This is a genomic window from Pseudomonas sp. SJZ078 (genome assembly GCF_007828255.1).
Lineage (GTDB): Bacteria > Pseudomonadota > Gammaproteobacteria > Pseudomonadales > Pseudomonadaceae > Aquipseudomonas.
Genome location: NZ_VIUG01000006.1, coordinates 1 through 26,523 on the forward strand (window position 1 = coordinate 1; position 26,523 = coordinate 26,523).

22 protein-coding genes and 2 pseudogenes are annotated in these 26,523 nt (G+C 62.9%); 20 read left to right on the forward strand and 4 right to left on the reverse strand.

All coding sequences use genetic code 11. From position 1 onward, the window contains the following. Positions 1–152: 152 nt before the first annotated feature. Together FBY02_RS07885 and FBY02_RS07890 are read right to left on the reverse strand one after the other, a co-directional pair. Positions 153–1,133, reverse strand: a pseudogene (locus FBY02_RS07885) (MFS transporter); the annotation flags it as partial. A gap of 118 nt (positions 1,134–1,251) precedes the next feature. Continuing rightward, positions 1,252–2,895: a GMC family oxidoreductase gene (locus tag FBY02_RS07890; protein WP_144925625.1), complete on the reverse strand. Its 1,644-nt coding sequence runs from the start codon at positions 2,893–2,895 to the stop codon at positions 1,252–1,254. A gap of 118 nt (positions 2,896–3,013) precedes the next feature. Here FBY02_RS07890 and FBY02_RS07895 point away from each other — a divergent pair, with 118 nt between their 5' ends. The 4 genes from FBY02_RS07895 (at position 3,014) to FBY02_RS07910 (ending at position 7,114) form a co-directional block, all read left to right on the forward strand. Continuing rightward, positions 3,014–3,898 (forward strand): LysR family transcriptional regulator, encoded by an 885-nt coding sequence (locus tag FBY02_RS07895; RefSeq protein WP_144925629.1) that lies wholly within the window; start codon positions 3,014–3,016, stop codon positions 3,896–3,898. Between the two features lie 160 nt (positions 3,899–4,058). Then, entirely contained in the window at positions 4,059–4,430 is a 372-nt protein-coding gene (locus FBY02_RS07900) for a cytochrome c5 family protein (RefSeq protein ID WP_144925632.1), read from the forward strand. A 102-nt stretch (positions 4,431–4,532) separates the two neighbouring features. Then, the gene (locus FBY02_RS07905; RefSeq protein WP_371921403.1) at positions 4,533–5,831 is read left to right on the forward strand and encodes a D-arabinono-1,4-lactone oxidase; all 1,299 of its coding nucleotides are present in this window, start codon (positions 4,533–4,535) and stop codon (positions 5,829–5,831) included. A 74-nt stretch (positions 5,832–5,905) separates the two neighbouring features. Next, positions 5,906–7,114 carry a DSD1 family PLP-dependent enzyme gene (locus tag FBY02_RS07910; RefSeq protein WP_178111867.1) on the forward strand — a complete coding sequence of 403 codons (1,209 nt, stop codon included), beginning with the start codon at positions 5,906–5,908 and terminating at the stop codon, positions 7,112–7,114. Between the two features lie 145 nt (positions 7,115–7,259). Here FBY02_RS07910 and FBY02_RS07915 read toward each other — a convergent pair whose 3' ends face one another. Beyond that, complete coding sequence (locus FBY02_RS07915) at positions 7,260–8,204, reverse strand: transporter (protein WP_144925641.1); 945 nt, start codon at positions 8,202–8,204, stop codon at positions 7,260–7,262. Positions 8,205–8,410: 206 nt separating this feature from the next. On the opposite strand from FBY02_RS07915, the gene FBY02_RS07920 reads away from it, so the two are divergent. The 15 genes and pseudogenes from FBY02_RS07920 to FBY02_RS07995 all read left to right on the forward strand — a co-directional run bounded on the left by FBY02_RS07920 (position 8,411) and on the right by FBY02_RS07995 (position 25,459). Continuing rightward, positions 8,411–9,451: an AraC family transcriptional regulator gene (locus FBY02_RS07920; RefSeq protein ID WP_144925644.1), complete on the forward strand. Its 1,041-nt coding sequence runs from the start codon at positions 8,411–8,413 to the stop codon at positions 9,449–9,451. A gap of 89 nt (positions 9,452–9,540) precedes the next feature. Continuing rightward, positions 9,541–10,293, forward strand: a complete 753-nt coding sequence (locus FBY02_RS07925; protein WP_144925647.1) for a GntR family transcriptional regulator — start codon at positions 9,541–9,543, stop codon at positions 10,291–10,293. Continuing rightward, on the forward strand, positions 10,290–12,035 hold the full coding sequence (locus FBY02_RS07930) for a fumarate reductase/succinate dehydrogenase flavoprotein subunit (protein WP_178115356.1): 1,746 nt from the start codon (positions 10,290–10,292) through the stop codon (positions 12,033–12,035). Before FBY02_RS07925 ends, FBY02_RS07930 begins: the two co-directional genes overlap by 4 nt. A 25-nt stretch (positions 12,036–12,060) precedes the next feature. After that, positions 12,061–12,306: a ferredoxin family protein gene (locus FBY02_RS07935; RefSeq protein WP_144925650.1), complete on the forward strand. Its 246-nt coding sequence runs from the start codon at positions 12,061–12,063 to the stop codon at positions 12,304–12,306. A 251-nt stretch (positions 12,307–12,557) separates the two neighbouring features. Continuing rightward, positions 12,558–13,961 carry an ABC transporter substrate-binding protein gene (locus tag FBY02_RS07940; protein ID WP_144925653.1) on the forward strand — a complete coding sequence of 468 codons (1,404 nt, stop codon included), beginning with the start codon at positions 12,558–12,560 and terminating at the stop codon, positions 13,959–13,961. Between the two features lie 130 nt (positions 13,962–14,091). Then, positions 14,092–14,874 carry an ABC transporter permease gene (locus FBY02_RS07950; protein ID WP_144925659.1) on the forward strand — a complete coding sequence of 261 codons (783 nt, stop codon included), beginning with the start codon at positions 14,092–14,094 and terminating at the stop codon, positions 14,872–14,874. After that, the gene (locus FBY02_RS07955; protein ID WP_144925662.1) at positions 14,874–15,719 is read left to right on the forward strand and encodes an ABC transporter ATP-binding protein; all 846 of its coding nucleotides are present in this window, start codon (positions 14,874–14,876) and stop codon (positions 15,717–15,719) included. Before FBY02_RS07950 ends, FBY02_RS07955 begins: the two co-directional genes overlap by 1 nt. Further along, the gene (locus tag FBY02_RS07960; protein WP_144925665.1) at positions 15,716–16,678 is read left to right on the forward strand and encodes a HEAT repeat domain-containing protein; all 963 of its coding nucleotides are present in this window, start codon (positions 15,716–15,718) and stop codon (positions 16,676–16,678) included. The genes FBY02_RS07955 and FBY02_RS07960 overlap by 4 nt, the downstream gene beginning before the upstream one ends. After that, a pseudogene (locus FBY02_RS07965) lies at positions 16,675–16,944 on the forward strand (DUF971 domain-containing protein); the annotation flags it as partial. The gene FBY02_RS07960 and the pseudogene FBY02_RS07965, both read left to right, overlap by 4 nt. A gap of 160 nt (positions 16,945–17,104) precedes the next feature. Beyond that, positions 17,105–17,722, forward strand: a complete 618-nt coding sequence (gene lexA, locus FBY02_RS07970; protein ID WP_144925670.1) for a transcriptional repressor LexA — start codon at positions 17,105–17,107, stop codon at positions 17,720–17,722. Next, complete coding sequence (gene imuA, locus FBY02_RS07975; protein WP_144925673.1) at positions 17,722–18,351, forward strand: translesion DNA synthesis-associated protein ImuA; 630 nt, start codon at positions 17,722–17,724, stop codon at positions 18,349–18,351. Before lexA ends, imuA begins: the two co-directional genes overlap by 1 nt. 7 nt (positions 18,352–18,358) lie before the next feature. After that, complete coding sequence (locus FBY02_RS07980) at positions 18,359–19,780, forward strand: DNA polymerase Y family protein (RefSeq protein WP_144925676.1); 1,422 nt, start codon at positions 18,359–18,361, stop codon at positions 19,778–19,780. Next, the gene (locus FBY02_RS07985; RefSeq protein WP_218570567.1) at positions 19,756–22,854 is read left to right on the forward strand and encodes an error-prone DNA polymerase; all 3,099 of its coding nucleotides are present in this window, start codon (positions 19,756–19,758) and stop codon (positions 22,852–22,854) included. The genes FBY02_RS07980 and FBY02_RS07985 overlap by 25 nt, the downstream gene beginning before the upstream one ends. 137 nt (positions 22,855–22,991) lie before the next feature. After that, positions 22,992–25,103 (forward strand): ATP-binding protein, encoded by a 2,112-nt coding sequence (locus FBY02_RS07990; RefSeq protein WP_144925682.1) that lies wholly within the window; start codon positions 22,992–22,994, stop codon positions 25,101–25,103. 95 nt (positions 25,104–25,198) lie between these two features. Beyond that, positions 25,199–25,459 (forward strand): hypothetical protein, encoded by a 261-nt coding sequence (locus tag FBY02_RS07995; protein ID WP_144925685.1) that lies wholly within the window; start codon positions 25,199–25,201, stop codon positions 25,457–25,459. 66 nt (positions 25,460–25,525) lie between these two features. Here the strand turns inward: FBY02_RS07995 and FBY02_RS08000 are convergent, their stop codons facing one another. Continuing rightward, on the reverse strand, positions 25,526–26,047 hold the full coding sequence (locus tag FBY02_RS08000) for a DUF4142 domain-containing protein (RefSeq protein WP_144925687.1): 522 nt from the start codon (positions 26,045–26,047) through the stop codon (positions 25,526–25,528). A gap of 216 nt (positions 26,048–26,263) precedes the next feature. On the opposite strand from FBY02_RS08000, the gene FBY02_RS08005 reads away from it, so the two are divergent. Next, positions 26,264–26,500, forward strand: coding sequence for a YdcH family protein (locus FBY02_RS08005; protein ID WP_047703636.1), 237 nt, complete (start codon positions 26,264–26,266; stop codon positions 26,498–26,500). The last annotated feature ends 23 nt before the right edge of the window (positions 26,501–26,523 follow it).

Sequence of the window (26,523 nt, forward strand, 5' to 3'; positions counted from 1 at the left end):
TCTACCGTAGCGCTGGCTTGCATCTATCGTCGGTCTTGCCGATGAATTCCTTATTGGCGCTTTAGGTAGAAGGGGCGGGACGAGAAGTCTCCCACAGTCCGTACTGGCTAGAGTCGGAATCGAGCTTTTAGTCCCGCCCACCCCTTCAAGTCTAAACATACAAGCAGCAGGCCGATCATCAGCACCGGTTTGCGCCCGACCTTGTCCGACAGCCAGCCAAAGAAGATGAAGAACGGCGCGCCGATCACTACGCTGACGATCAGCAGACTGTTGGCAAGGGCCGGGTCCATCTTCAGGAACTGGGTGAGAAAAAACAGTACATAGAATTGTGCGGCATAGAAGGTCACCGCTTGCCCGGCATTGATGCTGAACAGTGCGATCAGCACGACCTTGAGGTTTTCCCATTTACCGAACGATTCACGGATCGGTGCCTTGCAGCACTTGCCTTCTTCTTTCATTTTCACGAAGGCCGGTGATTCATGCAGGCTCATGCGGATCCAGGTGGAGATGCCCAACAGCAGGATCGACAGCAGGAACGGAATGCGCCAGCCCCAGACTTCGAACTGATCCCCCGTGAAGTAGCGACAGCCCAGTATCACCAACAGCGAGAGCAGCAATCCGAGGGTGGCGGTGGACTGAATCCAGCTGGTGTGGAAGCCGCGCTTGCCAATGGGCGCGTGTTCGGCGACGTAAGTCGCTGCGCCGCCGTATTCACCGCCCAAGGCCAGGCCCTGGAGCATGCGCAGCGCGACCAGGATGATCGGCGCGGCGATGCCGATACTGGCGTAGTTGGGCAGCAGGCCGACGCAGAATGTCGCCAGGCCCATGAGGATGATGGTTGCCAGGAAGGTGTATTTGCGCCCGATCATGTCCCCCAGCCGCCCGAACACCAATGCGCCGAATGGTCGCACGACGAAACCGGCGGCGAACGCCATCAGGGCGAAGATGAACGCCGTGGTGTCGTTGACGCCGGCGAAGAACTGTTTGCTGATCACCGCCGCCAGGGCGCCATAGAGAAAAAAGTCGTACCACTCGAACACCGTCCCCAGGGACGAGGCGAAGATGACTTTCTGGGTTTCCCGGCTGGCGCCGACGCTGTGCGTGACTTCCAGGGGTTGAACATGCTCGGACATAGCGGTATCCCTCACAGTGATTGTTTTTGTTGTTCCACTGTCGACGCCGGGTGGGCGTCTCCTGCTTTGACGCATTCCTTGGGTGACTGCCGCTCCCACAAGGGACCTTGGTTGTTCTTCAGACTGTTGCTGTCTCCTTGGTGCTGACGGTGCTCGTAGCGTTCGTCGCAAGCATCATCCGCGCCGCCTTCTCGGCAATCATCAGCGTCGGCGAGCAGGTATTGCCCGAGGTGATGCGCGGCATGATCGAGGCATCGGCGATGCGCAGGCCCTTGATGCCATGGACACGCAGTTGCGCGTCCACCACTGCGTCACCGTCCTGGCCCATGCGGCAGGTGCCCACCGGATGGAAAATCGTCGTGCCGATGCGGGCGGCGGCCCGATGCAGTTCTTCTTCGCTCTGCAGGTTGGGGCCCGGCAGGTATTCCTTGGGCTTGAAGGCTTGCAGGGCGGGCGCGGCGACGATGCGTCGGGTCAGGCGGATGGCATCGGCGGCGACCCGCAGATCCTCGGGATGGCTCAGGTAATTGGGCTGGATCAGCGGCGCCTCGTGCGGGTCGGCCGAGCGGATGTCTACCCGGCCACGGCTTTGTGGGCGCAGGTCACAGACCGACGCGGTGAACGCCGGGAAGCTGTGCAGGGGCTCGCCGAAGCGTTCCAGGGACAAGGGCTGCACGTGGTATTCGAGGTTGGCCGAGGTCTGCTCCGGCCCCGAGCGGGCGAACGCGCCGAGCTGGCTGGGCGCCATGGACAGGGGGCCGCTGCGGTCATAGAGGTAGCGCAGGCCCATGCTCATCTTGCCCCACAGCGTGCCGGCGATCTGGTTCAGGGTCCGGGCATTTTCCAGCTGGTAGATGAGCCGCAGTTGCAGGTGGTCCTGCAGGTTGCCGCCCACCCCCGGCAGTTCATGCACCACGCCGATTCCCAAGCGCTGCAGCAAGTTGCGCGGACCGATCCCGGAGCGCTGCAGGATACCCGGTGAGCCAATGGCGCCGGCGCACAGGACGATCTCCTTGCGCGCCTTGAAGGTCATGCCTTTGCCTTGCCAGCGGGCGCTGACCGCGTGGGCCCGGTCATCGCGCAGCAGCACGCGGTCGACTTCGACTTCGGTGAGGACGGTGAGGTTGGCGCGCTGGCGAACCGGTTTCAGGAAGGCCTTGGCGGCGTTCCAACGCACGCCGGCTCTCTGATTGACCTGGAAGTAACCGCAGCCTTCATTGTCGCCACCGTTGAAGTCGTCGACATTGGCAATGCCGCTCTGTTCGGCGGCGTTGCGGAAGGCATCAAGGATCGGCCATGACAGGCGCTGGCGTTCGACCCGCCATTCGCCGCTGGCGCCATGCAGTTCAGAGTCCCCGGCGAAGTGGTTTTCGCTTTGCCGGAACAGCGGCAGCACGTCTTTCCAGGCCCAGCCGGCATTGCCCTCGGCGGCCCAGCCGTCGTAGTCCGCGGCCTGACCGCGCATGTAGATCATGCCGTTGATGGAAGAGCAGCCGCCCAGGACCTTGCCGCGCGGATAGCTCAAGGCACGCCCTTGCAGGCCGGGTTGCGCTTCGGTCTTGAAGCACCAGTCAGTACGCGGGTTACCGATGCAGAACAGGTAGCCGACCGGAATGTGAATCCAGGGATAGTTGTCGCGTCCGCCCGCTTCGAGCAGCAGCACCCGATGCTGGGGATTGGTCGACAGCCGGTTGGCCAGCAGGCATCCGGCAGGGCCGGCGCCCACGATCACGTAATCGTATTCATCGACGACAGGTTGCATCCGCGACCTCTTTTTTTGTTTTTGTCAGAGCCATCGTAGTTGTTAGTTTTCGTTAAAAGAATGTTAGTTTTTGCGCAACAGCTGTGTGTTTATAAACAGCGACGTGCAAGGAACGTTCATGTTCGACTGGAATGACCTGCGGTATTTTCTCGAGCTGCAACGCAGCGGCCGCCTGTTGACCGCGGCGCGGCGGCTGAACACCACCCATGCCACGGTGGCCCGGCACATCGAAGCCATCGAGAAAAGCCTGGGGACCGCACTGTTTGTCCAGCACGCTCAGGGTTATGAACTGACCCCGGCTGGCGAGACGCTGCTCAAGCACGCCGAGGCCATGGAGAACGTGGCGTTGCTGGCCCAAGAGGACATTACCCAGTCCAGTGCGCCCCTGGGCAAGATTCGCCTGGGGGTGACCGAGGGGCTGGGCATCATGTTCCTGGCCAGTCGCATGGACGGCTTGTTTCAGCGCTATCCGGGGCTGGAAGTGGAGCTGGTGGCGGTGCCGCGCTTCGTCAGCATCCTCAACCGCGAGGCGGAAATCAGCATTCACCTCGAACGCCCGGCGGCCGACCTGCTGGTGACCCGCAAACTCACCGACTACAGCCTGGCGCTGTACGCCAGCCAGGCTTATCTGGATCGCTCGCCGCCGCTGCGCAGTCGCGAGGACCTGGCCCGTCACGCCTGGATCGGTTACGTCGATGACCTGCTGTTCAGTCAGGAGCTGATGTTTCTCAACAGCTTTTGTCGCAACCCCAGGGTGGTGTTCCACAGCACCAGCGTCATCGCCCAACAACAGGCCGCGCGCTCAGGGCTAGGGATCGCCGTGCTGCCGTGCTACATGGCCAGCGACGACCCGGCGCTGGTGCCCTTGCTGCCCGACGAAACCCTGCGCCGCAGCTACTGGATCAGCACCCGGCGCGAACTGCACAAGTCCGTGCGCCTGCGGGTGCTGTGGGATTACGTGGTGCAGTTGTGCGAGCGGGAGCAGGGGATTTTACTTCCCTGATCAAGTGCTGCTCTGTGGCATCGATGCTCCCGCACTGTCCGCCCAAGCCCCCTTTTCTGGCCCCCAATGACCTCAAGCCGACACGCCGGCGTGCCTTAACGTGGCAACTGCCAGACCCACAACAAGAAAGGCGCACCCATGCGCCGCCGAGAGGGGCTTTATGTCGGCAACTTTTCCTTCTGTCCTGCTTCAAACCGCGACCCTCACGCTGCTTGGCGCGCTGCTCGCCGGATGCGGCGAAGAGCCCAAGCCGCCTGCGCCCGCGACCCTCAACGCCATGCCCGCCGATGCGGCGCTGGCCCAGGTCTACGACAGCAGTTGCAGACTCTGCCATGCGAACCCCGGCGCCGGGGCGCCCCTGACCGGCGACGCGAATGCCTGGGCGCCGCGGCTGGCCCAGGGCGCCGATACCCTGCTGGACCACGCGATCAACGGCTACAACGGTATGCCGCCGATGGGCTTGTGCATGCACTGTTCCGAAGAGCAGTTCCTGGCCTTGATCGCTTTCATGTCCGGCCAACAATTCCAGTAGCGGGGGCAGACCATGGACTACTCACGACGCCAATGGCTGCAGCGGGCCGGTGTGGTTGCCGCTTTCACGGCGCTCGGCGGCCAGGGCGCCCTGGCCGACCTGATGCGCGCGCCGCGATTAATCCCGTGGCGCAACTGGTCCGGTGCACAGAGTTGCCTGCCGGCTGCGCGGCTGGCGCCCAAGGATCTTGATGAACTGGTACAAATGGTCACCCGTGCCGAAGGACGGATCCGCCCGGTGGGTTCCGGTCACTCCTTCAGCGCCCTGGTGCCCACCGATGGAACCTTGCTGTCCCTGAGTTTTTTCAGCGGCTTGCTGGATCATGACCCGGCCAGCCTGCAAGCCGAGTTCGGCGGCGGTACGCCGATGTCACGCATGGGCCCGGTGCTCAAGGCCATCGGCCAGGCATTGCCGAACATGGCCGACGTCGATTACCAGACCCTGGCCGGCGCCATTGCCACATCGACCCACGGCACCGGCAAAGCCTTCGGCTCGTATGCGTCCCAGGTCGTCGGGCTGCAGTTGGTGACGGCCGGCGGCGAGGTGCTCGATTGTGATGCCAACCGCCATCCCGAGGTTTTCAAAGCGGGGCGCGTGTCACTCGGAGCGCTGGGGCTGGTGACCCGGGTGCGCTTGCAGAACCGCGCCGCCTATCGGTTGCGCGAGCGCCAATGGGTGGCGAAAACCGAAGAACTGCTGGAAGACGTGGAAGCCAATACCCGGGACAACCAGCACTGGGAAATGCAGGTGGTCACCCATTCCGACTATGCGTTGGCGATCGCTCTGAACGAAACCACCGATCCGGCCACGCCACCCATCAGCCCCGAGGAGGAGGGCGGCAACGAATTCGTCACCCTGATCGAGAAACTCGACAAGTACGGCAGCGACTTTCCGGCGATCCGTCGTTCGTTGCTCAACAGCCTGCGACTGGTGGCCGACTTCGACGACCGGGTCGGTGACTCCCATGACATCTATGCCAATGCCCGCACTGTGCGTTTCAACGAAATGGAGTATTCGGTGCCGGCCGAGCATGGACCGGCGTGCCTGCGGGAGATTCTCGCGCTGATCCGCGACAAGGACCTGCGGACCTGGTTTCCCATCGAATACCGCTACGTGAAGGCCGACGACATTCCCTTGAGCATGTTCGAAGGACGGGACAGTTGTTCGATCTCCGTTCACCAGCATTACCAGATGGACCATCACAATTTCTTCGCCGCCATCGAGCCGATCTTCTGGAAGTATCAGGGCCGACCGCACTGGGGGAAGTTGCACTCGCTGAACGCCAGGACACTCCAGGCGCTGTACCCGCGCTGGAACGAATTCACCCAGGTGCGCCAGGCCCTGGATCCCGCTGGAAAATTTCTGAACGGACATCTTTCAACGATCCTGGGGGTGAGCTGATGGCTTTCAATCGTCGTGGTTTGCTCAAGGGCACGTTGGGCGCCGGGGTGTTGCTGGCCGGTGCGGGGGCCTGGCTGCGGCCGGATGACCGGGGCGGGCCGTACAGTGATTATTTCCGTCAGTTGAACCGCGAGCTCAAGGCCCATGGCCCCATGCGTCCGGTGATGCTGATCGACCTGGATCGCCTCGATCACAATATCGATGTGGTGAAGGCTTCGGTCCGGCGCGCGGGCAAGCAGCTGCGGCTGGTAGAGAAGTCCCTGCCTTCGCCCCAATTGCTGAAGTACATCGGTGAGCGGGCCGAGACCCGGCGGTTGATGTCGTTTCACCAGCCGTTTCTCAATCACGATGCAATGCAGTTCCCCGATGCCGATATCCTGCTGGGCAAACCGCTGCCGGTGCGTTCCGCCGAGCTGTTCTATCAGCTTCACAACGGGCCGTTCGACCCGTCGCGTCAGTTGCAGTGGCTGCTGGATACCCCCGAGCGCGTCCAGCAATACCAGGCCCTGGCCCAAGGGCTGGGTACGCGCATGCGGGTCAACATTGAACTGGACGTCGGCTTGCACCGGGGCGGGGTGGCTGATGACGCGAGCCTGGATGCGATGCTCAAGTTGATTCGTGCCCATCCGGCGCAATTGGAGTTCGCCGGGTTCATGGGCTATGACCCATTCGTAGGCATGGGCGTGCCTGAACTGTTGGCGAGCCCTGAAACGCTGTTGGCTCGGGTCATGGCGACCTACACCATGCGAGTAGATTTCCTCCGGTTGCGCTATCCCGACCTGTGGCACCCGGGGCTGACCCTCAATACCGCGGGCAGTCCCAGCTATCGTCTGCATGAACAGGAACGCCTGAGTACCGAAGTGTCGGTGGGCACGGCCATGCTCAAACCCAGTCATTACGACCTGCCATCCCTGAGCGAGCATGTGCCGGCGGCCTACATTGCGACTCCGGTGCTCAAGCGTACCGGCGCGGTGAACATTCCGGCGCTGGACGACAAGTCCCGGATCTTTTCCTGGTGGGACGTGAACCAGCGCGAGACGTTCTTTCTCTACGGTGGCAACTGGATGGCCGATTTCGAATCTCCATCCGGCCTGAAGAGCAACCGCCTTTATGGCCGCAGTTCCAACCAGGAAATGGCCAACGGCTCCGAGGCGGTAGGGCTTGCGGTGGAGGACCAGGTGTTCCTGAGGCCGACCCAGGTCGAGTCGGTGCTGTTGCAGTTCGGTGATCTGCTGGCGGTGCGCGGGGGGCGGATTGTCGAGGCGTGGCCGGTCTATGGCTGATCCACTGTGGTAGTGATCGTTCCCGCGCTCCGCGTGGGAATGCCTCAACGGACGCTCCGCGTTCGGCTCTTGGGACGCGGAGCGTCCCTGGCTGCATTCCCACGCAGAGCGTGGGAACGATCAGAATCAGGTGTTCATCCGAGTTCTATAACTCAAACGGAATACTCAACTTGGCCCAGAGCATCTCGCCTTCGGGGCGGTTCTCTACGTCGAATTCCTTGGCCCAGCGGATCTCGGCGCTGGCGTATTTGAAGAAGGTCAGGTGCAGCGCCGGGCCGATGGCGAAGACCTGGCCGCGCACGCCGTCGTCCACGTCCTGCCCGGCGAATTGCACAGTGTGGCCGAACTGTTTGTCATCGGTGGTCTGCTTGAGATAGTAGCCGTTGAGTCCCACCCTCAGGTTGTCGGTCAGCCGATAGCTGGCGGAATAATCGAAGTGGAAAATCTGCCCCGAGCGGTAGTCGGTGTCCTTGTTCCTCTCGTTGAAGCTGTAGGTGGTTTTCATCGACACCTCGGTGTTTTCCGTGGGCAGCCAGGTGAAGGAGAACAGCGGCTTGTAGGTGTAGAAATTGTTGCTGGTATTGGCCAGTCGATCAGAACTGTATTCGCCGGTGGGCACGGTGATTTCCACGGCGGCGGCCAGGGTCAGGTTCTTGCCCATGTCCCAGAGCACGATCGGGGAAATGGTGGTATCGCCCATTCCCTCACGGGTGTCGCTCATGCCGAACAGCGCGACTTCCTGCTTGATCCAGGGCTGGGCGACATAGATTCCCAGGCGCCCGCCGGCGAATCGCAACGGACTCAGGTAGTCGATACGCGGAATCACCGCCGTGGATTCGATCTCCACCCCCGGCACCTTGCCGCCCAACGAGCTGATGTTGAATGTCCGGGCTTTGTAATGGTTGTAGTAGAGGTTGAACGCGACCATGTTGTCCGGAAGGCTGTCGACCTCCAGTGGCAACACGAAGAAGCCGTCGGTGCCGGTACCGATGTTGTCGACTCCGTTTTCGGTGGCGAGGGCCGGTAGCGCGCAGCTGCAGGCCAGGCCCAGGGTCATTTGCAAGGCGAATGTCGTGCGGATCGGGTTCATGTGAGGCGCTCATTATTATTGTTGGAGGTACACCGAAGGTCCGAGCCATACAAATAAGCCGTTCGCGGCTGACAGGGCAGGGTATTGGCGGCCACACAGGGGACTTGGGCGGCCAGATTTCACCCACCTCTTTCCATGGGGGCATGCTAACGTTTATGAAACAACCGGTTACAAAAAACGCCCCCTAACGTGTCCCGGAACCCGCCATGCAGATGAAAGTCATCGACCCCACTTATGAGCTGGCGCTGGTCTCGCCATTCCTGCTGCAAACCCTGGCCGAAGTCGTCGCGGACAAAGGTTTCGACGCCGTCAGCCTGTGTCGCGGCCTAGGGTTCGGCCTCGATGATCTGCAGGACCCCGCCCAGCGCATTTCCCATCGCCAGGCCGTGGTCATGATCCAACGGGCACTCAGATTGTTGCCGGACCAGGGGCTGGGGCTGTGGGTCGGCGACCGCAACGTGCTTGGTACCCTCGGCCTGCTGGGGCATGTGTTGTCGCTGTGTGAAACCCTGCGCGATGCCTTCGCCCTGGGGATCCGTTACCAGCACACCACCGGTGGCATCGCCGTGACCAGTGTCGAAGAGACCGCCGAGCGGATCATGGTCGACGCGACCTGCCGCTTGCCCTTCGCCGAGGTCCAGGTGTTTGCGGTCGAAGAGTTCTTCGCCAGCCTGATGGTGTATGGACGGGCGCTGGCGGGCCCGGATTTCAGGCCCCAGGCCGTGGAGTTCATGCACGCGGCGCCATCCTACGTCCTGGAGTACCAACGGATCCTGGGACCGGATGTGCGCTTCGGTTGTCGATACAACCGCATGCTGATCGATGTCCGTTGGCTGGACGTGCGCCTGCCCAATCATCATCCGCTGGCCCTGCGCCAGGCATTAGCCTTGCTGGAGCAGGAAGCGGCCGAGGTCCATCAGAAGATCGACCTGATCCAGGCGGTGGAGCGGGCGATTGCCCGGGACCTGACCCGGGGCAGCCACATCGAGAAAATCGCCGGCGACCTCAACATGAGCAGCCGTACCCTGCGACGGCGCCTGACCGAACACAACCTGACGTTCGAAACCCTGCTCGAACAGGTGCGTCGCGGCCGGACGCTGAGCTTGCTGGCCAACCCCGAACTGTCCATCGAGCGCATCACCGAAGAGGTCGGCTACAGCGATGTGCGCAGTTTCCGCCGGGCCTTCCGACGCTGGACCGGCATGAGCCCCAGCGCGTTTCGCAGCGAGGGTGTCAACGCTCGCTAATCTAAGGTTATGTCCAAACAGTATTTCTCAAGCCTTGGACGGCTTCCCTAAGATCACGTCATAACTCGTTATGACAAGTGATCCAGCCCATGTCCGACAACGTGCTTGCCCTCAGCAGCGTTCCGCTGCACACCCAACTGCGCGACGTATTGCGCGCCCGCATCCTCGACGGTGAATACCCCCAAGGCAGCCAGATGCCTTCGGAAAGCGAGCTCGGTACGCTATTTCGCGTCAGCCGCATCACCGTGCGCCAGGCCCTCGGGGATCTGCAGAAGGAAGGGCTGATTTTCAAAATCCACGGCAAAGGCACCTTCGTTGCCAAGCCCAAGACGTTCCAGAACGTCAGCACCCTCCAGGGTCTGGCTGAATCCATGACCGGGCGCGGCTTCGAGGTGATCAACCGCCTGCGCAGTTTCAAATTCATCCCGGCGGACAAGCAGGTGGCCGAGCGTCTGGGCTTGACCGAAGGGGAGATGGTGGCGCAGATCAAACGGGTGCGACTGATCAACCGCGAGCCGGTGTCCCTGGAAATCACCTACCTGCCCAAGGCCTTCGGCGAGCGCCTGGAAAAAGCCGACCTGGTGACCCGTGACATTTTCCTGATCCTGGAAAATGACTGTGCCTTGACCCTGGGGCACGCCGACCTCGCCATCGATGCGGTGTTGGCCGACAGCGATCTGACCCAGGCCCTGGAGGTCGAGCCAGGGTCGCCGATCATGCGCATCGAACGCCTGACCCACGACGCCGATGGCCGGCCGTTGGACTTCGAACATCTCTATTACCGCGGCGATGCTTTCCAGTACCGCTTGCGGATCGACCGGCAGAAAGGGACACAAGCATGACCGACAGCGCTGTGACTGGAAGTATTTTGGAACAGGAATACGACATCGTCGTCATCGGCGGCGGTACGGCCGGACCCATGGCGGCGATCAAAGCCAAGGAGCGCAACCGCGATTTGCGCGTGCTGTTGGTGGACAAGGCCAACGTCAAACGCAGCGGCGCCATCAGCATGGGCATGGACGGTTTGAACAACGCGATCATTCCCGGCCACTCCACACCCGAGCAGTACACCAAGGAAATCACCATCGCCAACGACGGCATCGTCAACCAGGCGGCCGTGTACGCCTATGCGACGCACAGTTTCGAAACCCTCTCGCAACTGGACCGCTGGGGCGTGAAGTTCGAGAAGGACGAAACCGGCGACTACGCGGTGAAAAAAGTCCATCACATGGGCGCCTATGTGCTGCCGATGCCGGAAGGGCACGACATCAAGAAAGTCCTCTATCGCCAATTGAAGCGGGCGCGGGTGAGTATCACCAATCGGCTGGTCTGCACCCGCTTGCTGACGGATGCCGAGGGTGCGGTGAACGGCGTCATGGGCTTCGATTGTCGCACCGCCGACTTCCATGTGATCAAGGCCAAGGCGGTCATTTTGTGTTGCGGCGCGGCGGGGCGTCTGGGCTTGCCGGCCTCCGGCTACCTGATGGGCACTTATGAGAACCCCACCAATGCCGGGGACGGCTATGCCATGGCCTACCATGCCGGTGCCGAACTGGCGAACCTGGAATGCTTCCAGATCAACCCGTTGATCAAGGACTACAACGGCCCGGCCTGCGCCTACGTCACCGGCCCCTTGGGTGGCTACACCGCCAACAACAAAGGCGAACGCTTCATTGAATGCGACTACTGGAGCGGGCAGATGATGTGGGAGTTCCACCAGGAGCTCGAGGGCGGCAATGGCCCGGTGTTCCTCAAGCTCGACCATCTGGCCGAGGAAACGATCCAGAACATCGAGGACATCCTGCACAGCAATGAGCGGCCCAGCCGCGGTCAGTTCCACGCCAACCGCGGCACCGACTACCGCACGCAGATGGTGGAAATGCACGTCTCCGAAATCGGTTTCTGCAGCGGCCATTCGGCCTCGGGCGTATGGGTGAACGAGCGGGCCGAGACGTCGGTCAAGGGGCTGTACTCGGCCGGCGACATGGCGGCGGTACCGCACAACTACATGCTCGGTGCGTTCACCTACGGTTGGTTTGCCGGCCACAACGCGGCGGATTTCGTGGCCGGCAAGGATTTCTCGGCGCTGGATGCCGCTCAGATCGAGCGGGAAAGAGCCCGCGTCTACGCTCCGCTGAGGCGCGAACACGGCCTGCCGCCGGCCCAGGTGGAGTACAAGCTGCGGCGTTTCGTCAACGACTACCTGCAACCGCCGAAGGTCACCAAAAAGATGCAGATAGGCCTGCAGCGCTTCAGCGATATCCAGCGTGACCTGGACCAGATCAAGGCCCACAACGCTCACGAGTTGATGCGTGCCATGGAGGTCAGTGTGATCCGCGACTGCGCCGAAATGGCCGCCCAGGCCTCGCTGTTTCGTGCCGAAAGCCGTTGGGGGTTGTACCACTACCGGGTCGATCACCCGCAACGCAACGACAGTGAGTGGTTTTGCCATTGTCACCTGAAGAAGGGCGACGACGGCGTGATGACCTCATTCAAGAAAGCGGTCGAGCCCTACATCATCGCCCTTGATGCCGACGAACTGCAGGCTTACGAGCGGCTGCGGGTCGGCGCCGACGCGGCGTGAACCGTCCACCCAGAGAGAACGCCCCATGGCTTATCAACCCCAGGAAATCTTCTTCCGCTCCAATGCCCCCGTCACCGTGGACGAGGACAAATGCATCGCCCACAAGGGCTGCACCGTGTGCGTCGATGTCTGCCCCATGGACCTGCTGGCGATCAACCCGGCGACCCAGAAGGCCTACATGGCGTTCGATGAATGCTGGTACTGCATGCCCTGTGAAAATGACTGCCCGACGGGGGCGGTGAAGGTGGAGATTCCTTACTTGCTGCGTTGACCGAGACACCGCTAATCGCGAGCAGGCTCGCTCCCACAGTGGATGTGTGGTGGACGCCGGACTTGTGAACGCCTGAGAACAATTGTGGGAGCGAGCCTGCTCCGGGCGGCGATCCGACGATGGGGCCAGCCCAGCCACTACAAAGCCATCCGGCCACCCCCGGACGCCCGATCAAAAACACCCCTCGTTTCCCACCGTGCACAGATCACGGCGGAGACGAACCTCCTATACATGATTCGAGGGGAATCCCCATGTTGCGTGCAGCGCTGGCCGGTCTGGTACTGGCTTCATTGACCTTGTCTGCCCAGGCAGAAACCATCCGTATCGCCATCGGCACCCAGGACACCACCATCAACTGCGCCGCCGGCGGGTTGCTGATCCGTGAGCTGGGCCTGCTGGACAAATACCTGCCCCATGACGGTGCCTATAAAGACGCCCGGTACGATATCCAGTGGAAGAACTTCACCAGCGGTGCGCCCCTGACCAACGAGATGGTCGCCGGCAAACTCGACTTCGGTGCCATGGCCGACTTCCCCGGCGCATTCAACGGCGTGGCATTTGAAACCGCCGGCAGGCACAGCCTGTTCATCAGCGTGCTGTCGGGCAGCATCCAGGGCAGTGGCAATGGCATCGTCGTCCCCAGCGCGTCTGGGGTACAGTCCCTGGCCGAACTGAAGGGCAAGACCATCTCCGTGCCGTTTGCGTCCACGGCTCACGGCATGTTGCTGCGCGCCGTGGCGGCCCAGGGCTGGGATCCGCTCAGGGATGTGAGCATCATCGCCCAGCCGCCGGAAGTCGCCGGCTCGGCTTTGCAGGCCGGCAAGATCGACGCCCACGCCGACTTCGTGCCGTTCGCCGAACTGTTCCCCAGCCGGGGGTTTGCCCGCAAGATCTACGACGGTGCCCAGGCCGGCGCGCCGACGTTCCATGGGGCGTTGGTGGACCAGGCCTATGCCAGGAAATACCCGGAAATCGTCGTCGCTTACCTGCGTGCAACCCTCGAGGCCAACCAGTTGCTGGCCGCAGAGCCGGAGAAGTACAGCGAGCTGATCGCCCAGGTCACGGGGGTGGATGCCGAGGTCAACTATCTGTTCCACGGGCCGCTGGGCGTGCAGACCCGTGACCTGACCTGGAAGCCGGAATACCGGCAAGCCGTCGGCACGGCAATCGATACCCTCAAGCTGTTGAAAAAAGCCGATCGCGGCCTGGACCTTAATACGTTCATCGATGACCAGTACATCCGTGCCGCATTCAAGGCCTCGAACCTGGATTACGACGCGCAACTGGGGCACTACGCCCAGACACCCTTGAGCGGCGCCGATGCTTCGACGGGGCAGGCGATTACCGACTTCAGCCGCGTGGCCGAGATCTGGGTGCGTGGCGAGCCGAAAGTGCGTCACTACGCCTCGGCGCAATCGGCTTTCGCCGCCCTGGCGGGCCTCAAGCAGGAAGGCAAGGGCATCCGTGCGGTCTATGCCCAGGCCAGCGACAGCGGGATCAAGTTGCTGGCCGAGCAGGCCTGGTTCGCCAGTGATGCCCAGGGCCGGCTCAGCGCCTTTCTGTTGAAGGGGCAGGCCGAGCAATTCGCTACGGCCCAGGGCGGCAAGATTTTGGACTTTACCGAAGCGACTGCTCAGGCTGTCGCAGCCCGATAAAGCTGACCAATAACCTGTGGGAGCGGGCTTGCTCGCGAATGCGGTCTGACATTCAACACTGATGTCGACTGAACCACCGCTTTCGCGAGCAAGCCCGCTCCCACAGGGATCTCGGTTGAGAGGAAAAGTTGTGTCCCGATCTTATTTTCGCTGGCTTCTGCGAGCCGCTTCCCTGTTGCTCTGCCTGCTGTTCTGGCAGCTCGCTGCAACTCTCCACTGGGACCTCGGTCTGGTGACCTTCGCCAACGTCCCGACGCCACTGGCCGTGATCCAGGCTGCGCTTGGGCTGGGGGAATCGGGCAATCTCGCCCGGCATCTGGGCAGCAGCCTGGGCCGGGTCTTTGCCGGTTATGGCGCGGCGGTGTCGATCGGTGTGGCCGTGGGGCTCGCCATTGGTCGTTCGAAATGGGCCGAAGACCTGCTGCTGCCGCCCCTGGAAGTCCTGCGCCCGATTCCGGCAGTGGCCTGGATTCCTTTGGCAATCCTGATGTTTCCCTCGTCGGAACTGTCGATGGTGTTCATCACTTTCACCGGCGCGTTGTTTCCGATCCTGCTCAACACCGTGCATGGCGTCGAAGGCGTGGACCGGCGGCTGATCGCGTCGGCCAAAAGCCTGGGGGCCGGGCGCCGGGCGATCCTGCAGGAAGTGATTCTGCCGGGTGCGGCGCCGAGCATCATCACCGGCCTGGCCATCGGCATGGGCACGTCCTGGTTCTGCCTGGTGACGGCGGAAATGATCGCCGGCCAGTACGGCATCGGCTACTACACCTGGGCTTCCTACACCGTGCAGAACTACCCCGACATCGTGGTCGGCATGCTGCTCATCGGTGTGCTGGGCATGGGCAGCAGTGTGTTGATCAAGCGCCTGGGCGGGTTGTTCACGCCTTGGCATCGACGCCGAGGAAAAGCCTGATGAGTGTCATGCAAGCGCCCGAAGGGCGCATCGATATCCGCCAATTGTCCATTGTTCTTGGCACGGGAGCCCAGGCCTTCGAAGCTGTCCAGGGTCTCGATTGCCAGATCGAAGCGGGCCAGTTCGTCTGTGTCCTGGGGCCTTCCGGGTGCGGAAAATCCACGCTGCTCGGGGCCTTGGCCGGGCATCTGCAACCGCGTACCGGCACCCTGGATGTCGACGGTGTGTCGGTGTCCGGTCCGTCGCCCCAGCGGGGCATGGTGTTCCAGCAACACACGTTGTTTCCCTGGCGCAGTGTGCGCGACAACGTCGCTTTCGGCCTGAAGATGCGCGGTCTCGGCAAGGCCGAGCGATACCGTGCCGCCGATGAGATCCTGGCGCTGGTGGGGCTGGAAGGCTTTGCCGGGCATTGGCCGGACCAGCTCTCCGGGGGGATGCAGCAACGGGTGGAAATTGCCCGGGTGCTGGTCAATCGCCCGCGGCTGCTGCTGATGGACGAGCCCTTCGGCGCGCTGGATGCCCTGACCCGGTTGCGCATGCAGGAACTGCTCTTGGACATCTGGACGCGCATCCGCACCACCGTGGTGTTCGTCACCCATGACATCGATGAGGCGTTGTTCCTGGCTGACCGCTTGCTGGTGATGAGTCCGCGCCCTGGCCGGATCATCGAGGACCTGCGGCTGGATTTTGCCCGTCCACGCACGACGGAGCTGGTGACCCACCCCGAGTTCACCCGTTTGAAACGCCACTGCCTCGAGCTGCTGCACTATGCAGAGGGCCGGCAATTGCCGCGCCTCAATCCTCTCGGGCTTCCTGAAACCTCCTTGCCGCGATTTGCCTTATGACCTCTTTATTCGAAAACACCGACAACGACGATATTCTCCTCCTGCAACCGCGGCTGACTGACGACGATCCCGGTGTGCGCCGTATTGCCTTGATTGAACTGGCTGAGCTTGAGGAGCCCGAAGGCTTGTCGTGGCTGGTGGACCGCCTGGACCGGGATCCCAGTGCCGAAGTGCGGGCCGAAGCTGCGCGCCTGCTTGAGGCCTGGGAAGATGCCGCAGTGGTCGAGGCCTTGTGCCGGGCCCTGACCGATCCGTGTCCAACCGTACAGAGTGCTGCCGCGCAGAGCCTGAGCCTGCTCAAGAGCGAGGCGGCGGGGAGGGTGATCCTGCCCTGGGTCGCCCATGGGGACGTCAGCGTGCGGGTCGCCGCGTTCAGGGCCTTGCGCGAGTTGCGCCTGACGGACGCAGCACCGGCTGCAATCGCGGCCCTGGCCGATAGTGATGCCGGCGTGCGCCGCGAGGCTGTCGGAGTGCTCGGTTGGCTCAAGCATCTCGACGCCTTGCCGGCCCTGGCAAGGCTTGCCAGTGACGATGCCGACAGCGAAGTGCGTCGAGCCGCCACCGGCGCCCTGGGCCTGGCTTCGGACCCACAGGTCTTGCCGGCGCTGTGCCGGGCGCTGCGCGACCCGATCTGGTCAGTGCGCGAAGAGGCGGCCACCACCTTGGGCAAGGTCGGCCACAGCGAGGCCGGCCCGGCTCTGATCGATGCCCTGGGTGACGATTATTGGCAGGTGCGTCTGCGGGCCACCCGCAGCCTTGGCCGCTTGCGCTACGCCCCGGCGTTGCAACCCTTGATCGCTACCCTGGGGCATCGCATCGGCAATCTGCGCAAGGAGGCGGCCCTGGCGTTGGGCGAACTGGCCGATAGTAATGCCATCCCGGCCTTGCAGGCCGCTCAGGACGATGGCGACCCTGAAGTGCGCAAGGCCGTGCGTATTGCCTTGGAGCAGTTGCGATGAATCCGCTGGCGATTGGTAATTCCCAGGCTAAAGGGCAATTGCACCTGGATTGGCCCGATGGTCGTGAACAACGGCTGGAGCATGCTGAATTGCGCCGTCAATGTCCTTGCTCGCAATGCCGGGCGTTTCGCCTGCGGGGGCTGGTGGTGCAGGTTGATCCGCGGATTCGGGTGGTTGCGGTCAATGCTCAGGGGTATGGGGTTCAGTTGGTGTTCAGTGATGGGCATGAGCGGGGGATTTATCCATGGGCTTACCTGGCTGGACTGAACACTGACTGTGGGAGCGGGCTTGCTCGCGAAGACGTCGGCACCTCCAGCATTTCTTTGACGGACACACCGCTTTCGCGAGCAAGCCCGCTCTCACAGGGATGTGCATGACTGTGAACTGACTGGCGGCGCTTGTCAGAAAAAACCGACAGGAGTACAAATGTACTCCATGACGACTCTCACTCCCCGCCGCTCCGCCATCCTGACCTTCATCCGCGACCGTATCGCTGAGCAGGGCCAGCCACCCAGCCTCGCTGAAATCAGCGAGGCGTTCGGTTTCGCCTCTCGCAGCGTAGCGCGCAAGCATGTACTGGCGCTGACCGAAGCCGGTTTTATCGAAGTCAATCCGCATCAGGCCCGGGGCATCCGCTTGCTGAACCAGCCGCCGCGTCCCGAGCTGCTCGACGTGCCGGTGCTGGGGCGAGTGGCCGCCGGCCGGCCGATCGGTGCCGATGCCGAGGTCCACGACCGCCTGATGCTGGACCCGGCGATTTTCACCAAGGCGCCGGATTATCTGCTGCGGGTCCAGGGTGACTCGATGATCGGCGACGGCATTCTCGACGGTGACCTGGTGGGTGTCCAGCGCACGCCCCAGGCCGCGAACGGACAGATCGTGGTGGCGCGGCTCGACGGTGAAGTCACCATCAAGCGTTTCGAGCGCGTCGGCGAGCGGGTGCGCTTGTTGCCACGCAATCCGGCCTATCAGCCGATCATCGTCGAGGCCGACCAGGACCTGGCGATAGAAGGGGTGTTCTGTGGCTTGTTGAGGCAAGGCTGATGGGCGCGGTCGTTGCTCTGGACACGCTGTTCAATGGCGGCCAGGTCTGGAAAGGCCGGCCTGCGCCTCCGGCCGCCAGCCCGCAACCCACCGGCCATGCCGCGCTGGACGCGGCGTTGCCCAGTGGCGGCTGGCCGGAAGCGGCGCTGACGGAAATCCTCCTCGCGGCGCCGGGCCTGGGTGAGTTGCAACTGGTGTGGCCGACCCTGGCGCGATTGTCTGCGCAAGGGGAGCGAATCGTGCTGGTGGCACCGCCGTTCGTACCCTATCCCCAGGCCTGGCAGGGTGCCGGGGTGGACCTGAGCCAACTGTCGGTGATCCGGGCCGGTGAGCGCGATGCTCTGTGGGCCACCGAACAATGCTTGCGTTCGGGCAGTTGCGGGGCGGTCTTGTGCTGGCCTCGCCAGGCGGACGATCGTGCCTTGCGCCGCCTGCAAGTGGCCGCGGAAACCGGCCAGACCCTGGCGTTCGCCTGGCGGCCGATCCAGGAAGCCATCAATCCGTCACCGGCGGCCCTGCGCATCGCCATCGATGCCGGGCCTGGGCAGCTGCGGGTGCTTAAATGCCGAGGTGGGTTGGTCCGGCCGGCACCGATTGCCTTTGCCTACGCCACGCCAACAGGGCATTGAGGTTGCGATGCGCTGGGTCTGCATTCTCTTTCCGCAATTGGCGCTGGACGCCGCGCTGCGTCAGCGCCCCGATCCCGAGGAGCCCCTGGCGCTGTTGACCGGTCCGGCCCAACGTCGGGTGCTGCAAGCGGTCAACGATCCCGCCCGGGCCCTGGGCCTGCGTCCCGGCCAGACCATGACCGCCGCCCAGGCCCTGAGCAAAGGCTTTGCCACCGCCGAATATGATGCAGCGCAGATCGAGCACTGGCAGCAATTTCTCGCCGCCTGGGCCTATCGATTCAGCTCCCAGGTCAGTGTGCATTACCCGCGCACGGTGCTGTTCGAGATCGAGTCGAGCCTGGGCCTGTTCGGGCCCTGGCCGGTCTTCGAGGCACGGCTGCGGGCCGAACTGACCGAACTGGGCTTTCGTCATCGCATCGTCGCGGCCCCGAACCCGGTGGCGGCGCGGGTGCTCGCCAATGCCCATGATGCCCTGGTGGTACCGGATGCCGAGCGCCTGCAACAGTGCCTGGGACAGATGCCGGTGGATCGGATCGGCCTGCCCCCCGACGTCGCCACGGCGTTGTCGCGCATGGGGTTGCGCTGCCTGGAACAGGTCCAGGCCTTGCCCCGGCACACGCTGGCACGGCGCTTCGAAGCACAGGTCCTCAAGCATCTCGACGCATTGATCGGCAGTCGCACCCTGGCGCTGTCGTTCTACCTGCCGCCTGATCGTTTCGATGTGCGCATCGAACTCAACTACGACGTCCAGTCCCATCAGGCGCTGTTGTTCCCGTTACGCCGGTTGACCGGTGACCTGTCGGCCTTCCTGTGCGGTCGCGACAGTGGCGTGCAGCGATTCGACCTGCACCTGGAACACGCCGGGTTGCCGGACACGATCATCAAGGTCGGCCTGCTCAGTGCCGAGCGGGACCCTTCGATGCTCTTCGAACTGGCCCGTGGCCGTTTGGAACAGGTGCAGGTCGAGGCGCCGGTGCGTGGCTTTCGCTTGTGTGCCGAAGATTTGCCGAGTTTCGTGCCCCAGCGCCTGGAGCTGTTCGACGAACGTCCCCAGCAGTCCTTGCCCTGGGAGCAACTGCGGGAACGGTTGCGCGCACGGCTGGGGGACGACGCGGTGCAGGGCCTGGGGTTTCGCGACGACCATCGGCCTGAATGCGCCTGGCAGATGACGCCTCAGACCCGGCCCCAGCCTTGCGTGGCGCGCAGCGCTGTGCAGCGTCCCGGCTGGCTGCTGGACGAGCCCCAGGCGTTGCCGGAAGGCCTGGCGCGCGTCCTCATGGGGCCGGAGCGCATCGAGACCGGCTGGTGGGACGGCGCCGACGTGCGCCGCGATTACTACCTGGTCGAAACCCGTGCGGGGCAACGGGGCTGGGCCTATCGGCCGGTGGGCGAGGGCGGGCCGTTGTGGTTGCAGGGTTGGTTCGCATGAACGTCGACTATGCCGAGCTGCATTGCCTGTCGAATTTCAGTTTCCAGCGCGGTGCCTCCAGTGCATTGGAACTGTGTCGCCGGGCCAGTCAGCAAGGTTACCGGGCCCTGGCGATCACCGACGAGTGCACCTTGGCCGGCATCGTGCGGGCCTGGCAAGCGGCCAAGGAATTGAACCTGGCGTTGATCGTCGGCAGCGAGATCCAGATCGAGAACGGCCCGAAGCTGGTGCTGCTGGTGGAAAATCTCGAAGGCTATCAAGCCTTGTGCCGGTTGATCACCCGTGCCCGCCGTCGTAGCGAGAAGGGCCGTTATCGCATCGTACGGGAAGACTTCGACGAGCCCTGGCCTGGGTTGCTGGCACTGTGGGTGCCCGATGGCAACGACGTCGAGGAGCAGGGCCGCTGGCTTCAGTCGATCTTCGCCGGGCGCCTGTGGCTGTCGGTGCAGTTGCACTGCGGCCAGGACGACCGGCGTCGCCTGGCCGACTTGTTGGCGCTGGCGGACCGCCTGGCGCTGCCTGCCGTCGCCACGGGCGATGTGCACATGCACGTGCGCGGTCGTCGTGCCTTGCAGGACACCATGACCGCCATCCGGCATCACGTCACGGTGGCCGAGGCCGGCCAGCGCCTGCACCCCAACGGCGAGCGCCATCTGCGCAGTCGCAAGGATCTGGCCGATCTCTATCCGCGCAGGTTGCTCGATGAAACCCTGGCGATCGCCCGGCGTTGTACTTTCGACCTGGGTCAGTTGCGCTATGAATATCCGCGTGAGTTGGTGCCCGAGGGGCACGATCCGGCATCGTGGCTGCGGGAACTGACCCAGCGGGGCATGCGCGAACGTTGGAAAAAAGGGGTGGACGATAAGGTCCGGGAACAGATCGACAAAGAATTGGAATTGATCGCCGAGCTGGGCTACGACAGCTACTTCCTCACCGTGCAGGACATCGTCAACTTCGCCCGCCAGCGCAACATTCTTTGCCAGGGGCGTGGTTCGGCGGCCAACTCGGCGGTGTGTTATGCACTGGGCATTACCGAAATCGACCCGAGCCGAACCAACCTGTTGTTCGAACGCTTCCTGTCGCGAGAGCGCAACGAGCCGCCGGACATCGACGTGGACTTCGAACATGAACGCCGCGAAGAGGTGCTGCAATACGTCTTCCAGCGCTACGGTCGCCATCGCGCGGCGCTGACGGCTGTGGTCAGCAGTTACCATGGCGCCGGGGCGGTGCGGGACGTCGCCAAGGCCTTGGGCCTGCCGCCGGATCAGGTCAATGCATTGGCCGACTGTTGCGGTCGCTGGAGCGACGAGGCGCCACCCGTGGAGCGTCTGCGCGAGGGCGGTTTCGACCCGGACTCCCCGATCTTGCGCCGGGTATTGAGCCTGACCCAGCAACTGATCGGCTTTCCCCGGCACCTGTCCCAGCACCCCGGCGGCTTCGTGATTTCCGAACAGCCCCTGGACACCCTGGTACCGGTGGAAAACGCCGCCATGGCCGAGCGCACCATCATCCAGTGGGACAAGGACGACCTGGATGCGGTCGGGCTGCTCAAGGTGGATATCCTGGCCCTGGGCATGCTCAGCGCGATTCGCCGGTGTTTTGATCTGATCGAGCGCTATCGGGGAGAGCGATACACCTTGGCGGGTTTGCCCAGGGATGATGTGGCCACTTTCGAGATGATCAGCCGTGCGGACACCATCGGTGTGTTTCAGATTGAATCACGGGCGCAGATGGCGATGTTGCCCCGGCTCAGGCCCGAGAATTTCTATGACCTGGTGATCGAAGTGGCGATCGTGCGGCCGGGGCCGATCCAGGGCGGCATGGTGCATCCGTACCTGAAACGGCGAAACAAAGAGGAACCTGTCACCTATCCTTCGGAGAAATTGAAGACAGTGCTCGGGCGTACCCTGGGCATTCCGTTGTTCCAGGAGCAGGTCATGCAGATCGCCATCGTGGCGGCCGACTATACCGCCGGCGAAGCGGACCAGTTGCGTCGCTCCATGGCCGCCTGGAAACGTCACGGCGGGCTTGAACCGCACCGTCTACGCCTGGCAGAGGGGATGGATCGCAACGGCTATACCCCCGAATTCGCCGCGCAGATCTTCGAGCAGATCAAGGGCTTCGGCAACTACGGTTTCCCTGAGTCCCACGCCGCCAGCTTCGCCTTGCTGACTTACGCCAGCAGTTGGCTCAAGTGTCACGAGCCGGCAGCGTTCGCCTGCGCCCTGATCAACAGCTGGCCCATGGGGTTCTACAGCCCGGACCAGATCCTGCAGGATGCCCGCCGGCATCAATTGCAGATCCGTCCGGTGGACGTGCGCGCCAGTGATTGGGATTGCAGTCTCGAACCCCAGGAAGGTCGGCAACCGGCTATTCGCATGGGCTTGCGCCTGATCAAGGGCTTTCGTGAAGACGACGCCCGGCGTATCGAGGCAGCCCGTCGACAGCGGGCATTCACTGACGTGGCCGACCTGGGCGAGCGCGCGCAACTCGATGTCCGGGCCCAGGAGCAGTTGGCCGACGCCGGGGCCTTGCGTGGCCTGGTCGGTGATCGCCATCGTGCACGCTGGGAAGTGGCCGGCGTGCAGAAGCAATTGGGTCTGTTTGCCGGTTTGCCCAGTCAGGAGGAATCGCCGGTGAATCTGCCCAAGCCTTCGCTGGGGGAGGACCTGTTTGCCGACTACGCCACCCTAGGCACAACACTGGGCCCTCATCCGCTGGCCTTGCTGCGCCCTGAACTGCGTGCCCGACGCTGTCGCAGCTCCCGGGAGTTGCAGGAGGTGGAACATGGCCGCAACGTCAGCGTCGCCGGCCTGGTCACCGGTCGCCAGCGCCCCGGTACGGCCAGTGGGGTGACCTTCGTCACTCTGGAAGATGAATTCGGCAACCTCAACGTGGTGGTCTGGCGCGACCTGGCGGAGCGCCAACGCAAAGTGCTGGTGGGCTCGCAATTGCTTCGGGTCGACGGGCGCTGGGAAAGCGTCGGTGAAGTCCGTCATCTGATTGCCGGGCGCTTGAGCGACCTGACCGGGCTGCTGGCGGGTATCAACGTGCGCAGCCGCGATTTTCGCTGAGCCCGTTTGCCATCTGGCCGCGGAGGCCTTTGGCTTGGCCGGCATGAAACCAAATGCCAACCTCGCGCTCGAAGGTCTGAGCACAAGGGGCTCGCGATATGCGATTCCCCGCAGCCATTCGAGGTTCAGAGTCGCCCATGGAGTTCTTATCCCAGCCTCACGGATGTCCCGGATGGGACGGTGAAATGGCCCGGCGCATCCGGGCGTACGATTGGCGCCAGACCGAACTGGGCCCTATCGAACGCTGGTCCGCCAGCCTGCGCAGTGCCGTCCAGGTGTTGCTGGCTTCGCCTTTGCCAATGGTCATGTTGTGGGGCCGCCAGGGCGTCATGATCTACAACGATGCCTACGCCGAGTTCGCCGGCGGGCGTCATCCTTATCTGTTGGGGTGCGCGGTAGAGCTGGGGTGGCCGGAAGTGGCCGAGTTCAATCGTCACGTGCTGGACGTCTGCCTGGCCGGAGGGACGTTGTCCTATCGCAGCAAGGAACTGGTCCTGTTGCGTGATGGCAAGCCTGAAGATGTGTGGATGGACCTTTTCTACAGCCCCGTGCCCGACGATGACCAGGCACCGGCCGGCGTGCTGGCAATTGTCGTGGAAACCACCGAGCTGGTCTTGTCCGAGCGGGCTCGCCAGGCAGCGGAACGCAGCTATCGCGCCGTCAATGAACGCATTCAGCTAGCCCTTGCGGCCGGGCCGTTGCTCGGCTCGTTTGTCTGGGACGTCCAGGCCGACACCCTGTCTGGCGACGAGCGTTTCGCCCGCACGTTCGACTACCCGCCAGACACACCGCTGGAGGCGTTGCCCGTCGAGATTGCCCGCCAGCGTGTTCATCCCGATGACCTTGATGAGCTCAAGCAACGCATTGAACTGACCTTGCGCACAGGGGCGTCCTTCAATGCCGAATACCGGGTGCGTCGCCCCCAGGGCGATGACCTGTGGGTGCAGGCCAGCGGTCGATGCGAGTTCGATGCGATGGGCAGGCCTCTGCGTTTCCCCGGTGTGCTGATTGACATCAACGAACGCAAGATTGCCGAAGCATCGGTGCTCAGGTTCACCCGTGACCTGGAGCAGCGGGTCGCCGATGAAGTCCAGGCGCGGCTGGCGGCCGAAGAGCAGTTGCGCCAGTCGCAGAAGCTTGAGGCCATTGGCGGGCTCACTGGGGGCATCGCCCATGACTTCAATAACCTGCTGCAAGTCATTGCCGGCAACCTGCATCTGCTGGCACGTCATGAGCCGGATAATGCCAATGTGCAACGCAGGATCAGTGCCTCCATCGAGGCGGTGGAGCGGGGCGCGAAGCTGTCATCGCAACTGCTGGCCTTTGCTCGTCGCCAGCCGCTGTCACCGGCGGTCTACAACCCCCGACGCATCTACGACGACCTGGAGGAATTGCTGCAACGGGCCTTGGGCGAGACCATCCGGATCGAAGTAACCCTGCCCGACGAGCCGTGGTGCATCCATGTGGATCGCAACCAGTTGGAAAATGCTCTGCTGAACCTGGCGATCAATGCCCGCGATGCCATGGGCGGCGATGGCATCATCCAGATACTGGGCGAGAATATCGTGCTCGACGAAGCGTCCTGTGCCGGCAAAGGCATCCCGGCGGGTGATTATGTGCGGTTGTCGGTCATTGACAGTGGCATAGGCATGCCGCCCGATATTCTCAAGCAGGTATTCGAGCCGTTTTTCACCACCAAGACCGATGGCCAGGGCACCGGGTTGGGCCTGAGCATGGTGTTCGGGTTCGTCAAGCAGAGCGGCGGGCATATCGAGATCGCCAGCGACATGGGCAAGGGCACGCGGGCGCAGATGTACTTTCCTCGCAGCTACCAGTCTGAAGCCGGTGAACAGACCCACGACTACACGCCCCAGCCCGGTAGGCATGAGACGATCCTGGTGGTGGAGGACAACGATGCGGTGCGCAGTGCATCGGTGGAGTTGCTCGAACAATCCGGCTATCGAACCCTCACCGCCGCCAATGCCGACGCGGCCATGAAGCTGTTGCTCGAAGGCGCCAAGGTGGACCTGATTTTCACCGACGTGGTCATGCCCGGCCTGATCAAGAGTTCCGACCTGGCGGCCTGGGCCAAGGTGCAGACGCCGCCAGTGCCGGTGCTGTTCACGTCGGGTCACACGCGGGACATCATTTCCCGCAACCATCAGTTGAGCCCCGATACCCATCTGCTGAGCAAGCCCTACGGGCCGGATGCGCTGACCCGTATGGTCCGGTCGGTGCTCGGCGGCTGAGCCCATTGCCGCAAACAAATGGAACCGAAGCCGTTGCGTTCCCTTCGAATGGTCAAGGCCGGTCATCAACCGGCCTCTGTCATGAAGAGGTGCCCATGAACGACGATCGTGCAAACACTGCGCAACCAGGCCAGACGCAGACCCCGTCACCACGCAACGACCCGGCCATCGATCCGCAACTGCCCGATGCCAGCCCGGCGGGTGCGGACCAGGCCCAGAGCGCTGCGGAGGAGGTCGACCAGAAAAAACACCACCAGGAAAACGACAATACCTTCAGCCCGGGCTTCAAGCCCGAGCCTGACCGGCCGAAGTCCGGCGATGACACGGACGCCGATATCGACACCGACGGCGGTTGATCGACCTGCGCAAAAAAAGGCTCGTCCTCCCGCGAGAACGAGCCTTTTTTTACAGTCAGGAAAATACTACTTGCTGGGGTGTGCTGCCTGGAGCTTCTTGGCCAGTTCCAGGTGGTGCTGCAGATCTGGCAGCATCTTCTGGGCGAATGCCTTGAGCTCGGTATTGCCAGGCTTCTTGTCGTCGGTGACGGTCTCGGCTTCTTTCTTGAACAGGGTGATGGTTTCTTCGTGGGCCTTGACCTGATTGTTGGCATAGGCGGCATCGAAAGATTCATCACGCATATCGAGAATCTTGGCCTTCGCCTTCTTCACCAGAGTGGTTTCGTCCGGCACTTCGATGTCATGCTTTTTCGCCAGGGTCATCAACTCCTGGTTGGCCTTGGTGTGGTCGGCGATCATCTTGTTGGCGAACTCCTTGACGTCCGCCGATGCGCTCTTTTGCAGCGCCAGTTTGCTGGTTTCGATTTCCGCAATGCCACCGGCCGCCGCGTTGTCGACAAAGTCGTTTGAACTCGCGGCCCATGCCATGCCCATGCTGGTACTCAGGGCAATTGCCAGGCCGAGTTGACGCAGGGTAAATCCGTCCATAGTTATTCTCCGTACAGGTTGTACAAGTGATCTTGAGTGTCACTGTTCAATGGAGAGCGGCGTATGGGTAAAGGTTTGATCGCAAAGCGATACGGTACGACGAACGGTCACCGCTGGTCGGATTGACGGTCGACAGAACGCCGCCTGCAAGGCCATCCTGATGATCGAGGCGCCCTCAAAGGCGCTTGCCACTGATCCACCAAAAGGAGGTGTTCCATGCCGGTGCCCCATGATCTGTGCCAGGATCTGAAGTGCGAAAAAGACCACATCCAGCAAAAGCGCAGCGAAAATCCAAGACTCGACTCTCTGCTTCAAAAATACTCACAGCTTGACGCCGAGGTGCTGGACGCCGAGAAGCCGACGTCCGCCGCACTGTCCGACGTTGCCCTGGAGACGCTCAAGAAGAAACGATTGCAGGTAAAGGACGAGATCATGGAGCACTTGCGCAAGTAACCTGAAGGCGCGGGGGGAGGGGC

What these genes read in the sequence shown, in the direction of transcription:
- FBY02_RS07895 (WP_144925629.1), top strand. Translation starts at nt 3,014, where the DNA reads ATGTTCGACTGGAATGACCTGCGGTATTTTCTCGAGCTGCAACGCAGC.
- FBY02_RS07990 (WP_144925682.1), top strand. Translation starts at nt 22,992, where the DNA reads ATGGAGTTCTTATCCCAGCCTCACGGATGTCCCGGATGGGACGGTGAA.
- FBY02_RS07915 (WP_144925641.1), bottom strand. Translation starts at nt 8,204, where the DNA reads ATGAACCCGATCCGCACGACATTCGCCTTGCAAATGACCCTGGGCCTG.
- FBY02_RS07890 (WP_144925625.1), bottom strand. Translation starts at nt 2,895, where the DNA reads ATGCAACCTGTCGTCGATGAATACGATTACGTGATCGTGGGCGCCGGC.
- FBY02_RS07920 (WP_144925644.1), top strand. Translation starts at nt 8,411, where the DNA reads ATGCAGATGAAAGTCATCGACCCCACTTATGAGCTGGCGCTGGTCTCG.
- FBY02_RS07995 (WP_144925685.1), top strand. Translation starts at nt 25,199, where the DNA reads ATGAACGACGATCGTGCAAACACTGCGCAACCAGGCCAGACGCAGACC.
- FBY02_RS07940 (WP_144925653.1), top strand. Translation starts at nt 12,558, where the DNA reads ATGTTGCGTGCAGCGCTGGCCGGTCTGGTACTGGCTTCATTGACCTTG.
- imuA (WP_144925673.1), top strand. Translation starts at nt 17,722, where the DNA reads ATGGGCGCGGTCGTTGCTCTGGACACGCTGTTCAATGGCGGCCAGGTC.
- FBY02_RS08005 (WP_047703636.1), top strand. Translation starts at nt 26,264, where the DNA reads ATGCCGGTGCCCCATGATCTGTGCCAGGATCTGAAGTGCGAAAAAGAC.
- FBY02_RS07955 (WP_144925662.1), top strand. Translation starts at nt 14,874, where the DNA reads ATGAGTGTCATGCAAGCGCCCGAAGGGCGCATCGATATCCGCCAATTG.
- FBY02_RS07925 (WP_144925647.1), top strand. Translation starts at nt 9,541, where the DNA reads ATGTCCGACAACGTGCTTGCCCTCAGCAGCGTTCCGCTGCACACCCAA.
- FBY02_RS07980 (WP_144925676.1), top strand. Translation starts at nt 18,359, where the DNA reads ATGCGCTGGGTCTGCATTCTCTTTCCGCAATTGGCGCTGGACGCCGCG.
- FBY02_RS08000 (WP_144925687.1), bottom strand. Translation starts at nt 26,047, where the DNA reads ATGGACGGATTTACCCTGCGTCAACTCGGCCTGGCAATTGCCCTGAGT.
- FBY02_RS07900 (WP_144925632.1), top strand. Translation starts at nt 4,059, where the DNA reads ATGTCGGCAACTTTTCCTTCTGTCCTGCTTCAAACCGCGACCCTCACG.
- FBY02_RS07935 (WP_144925650.1), top strand. Translation starts at nt 12,061, where the DNA reads ATGGCTTATCAACCCCAGGAAATCTTCTTCCGCTCCAATGCCCCCGTC.
- FBY02_RS07905 (WP_371921403.1), top strand. Translation starts at nt 4,533, where the DNA reads ATGCGCGCGCCGCGATTAATCCCGTGGCGCAACTGGTCCGGTGCACAG.
- FBY02_RS07930 (WP_178115356.1), top strand. Translation starts at nt 10,290, where the DNA reads ATGACCGACAGCGCTGTGACTGGAAGTATTTTGGAACAGGAATACGAC.
- FBY02_RS07960 (WP_144925665.1), top strand. Translation starts at nt 15,716, where the DNA reads ATGACCTCTTTATTCGAAAACACCGACAACGACGATATTCTCCTCCTG.
- lexA (WP_144925670.1), top strand. Translation starts at nt 17,105, where the DNA reads ATGTACTCCATGACGACTCTCACTCCCCGCCGCTCCGCCATCCTGACC.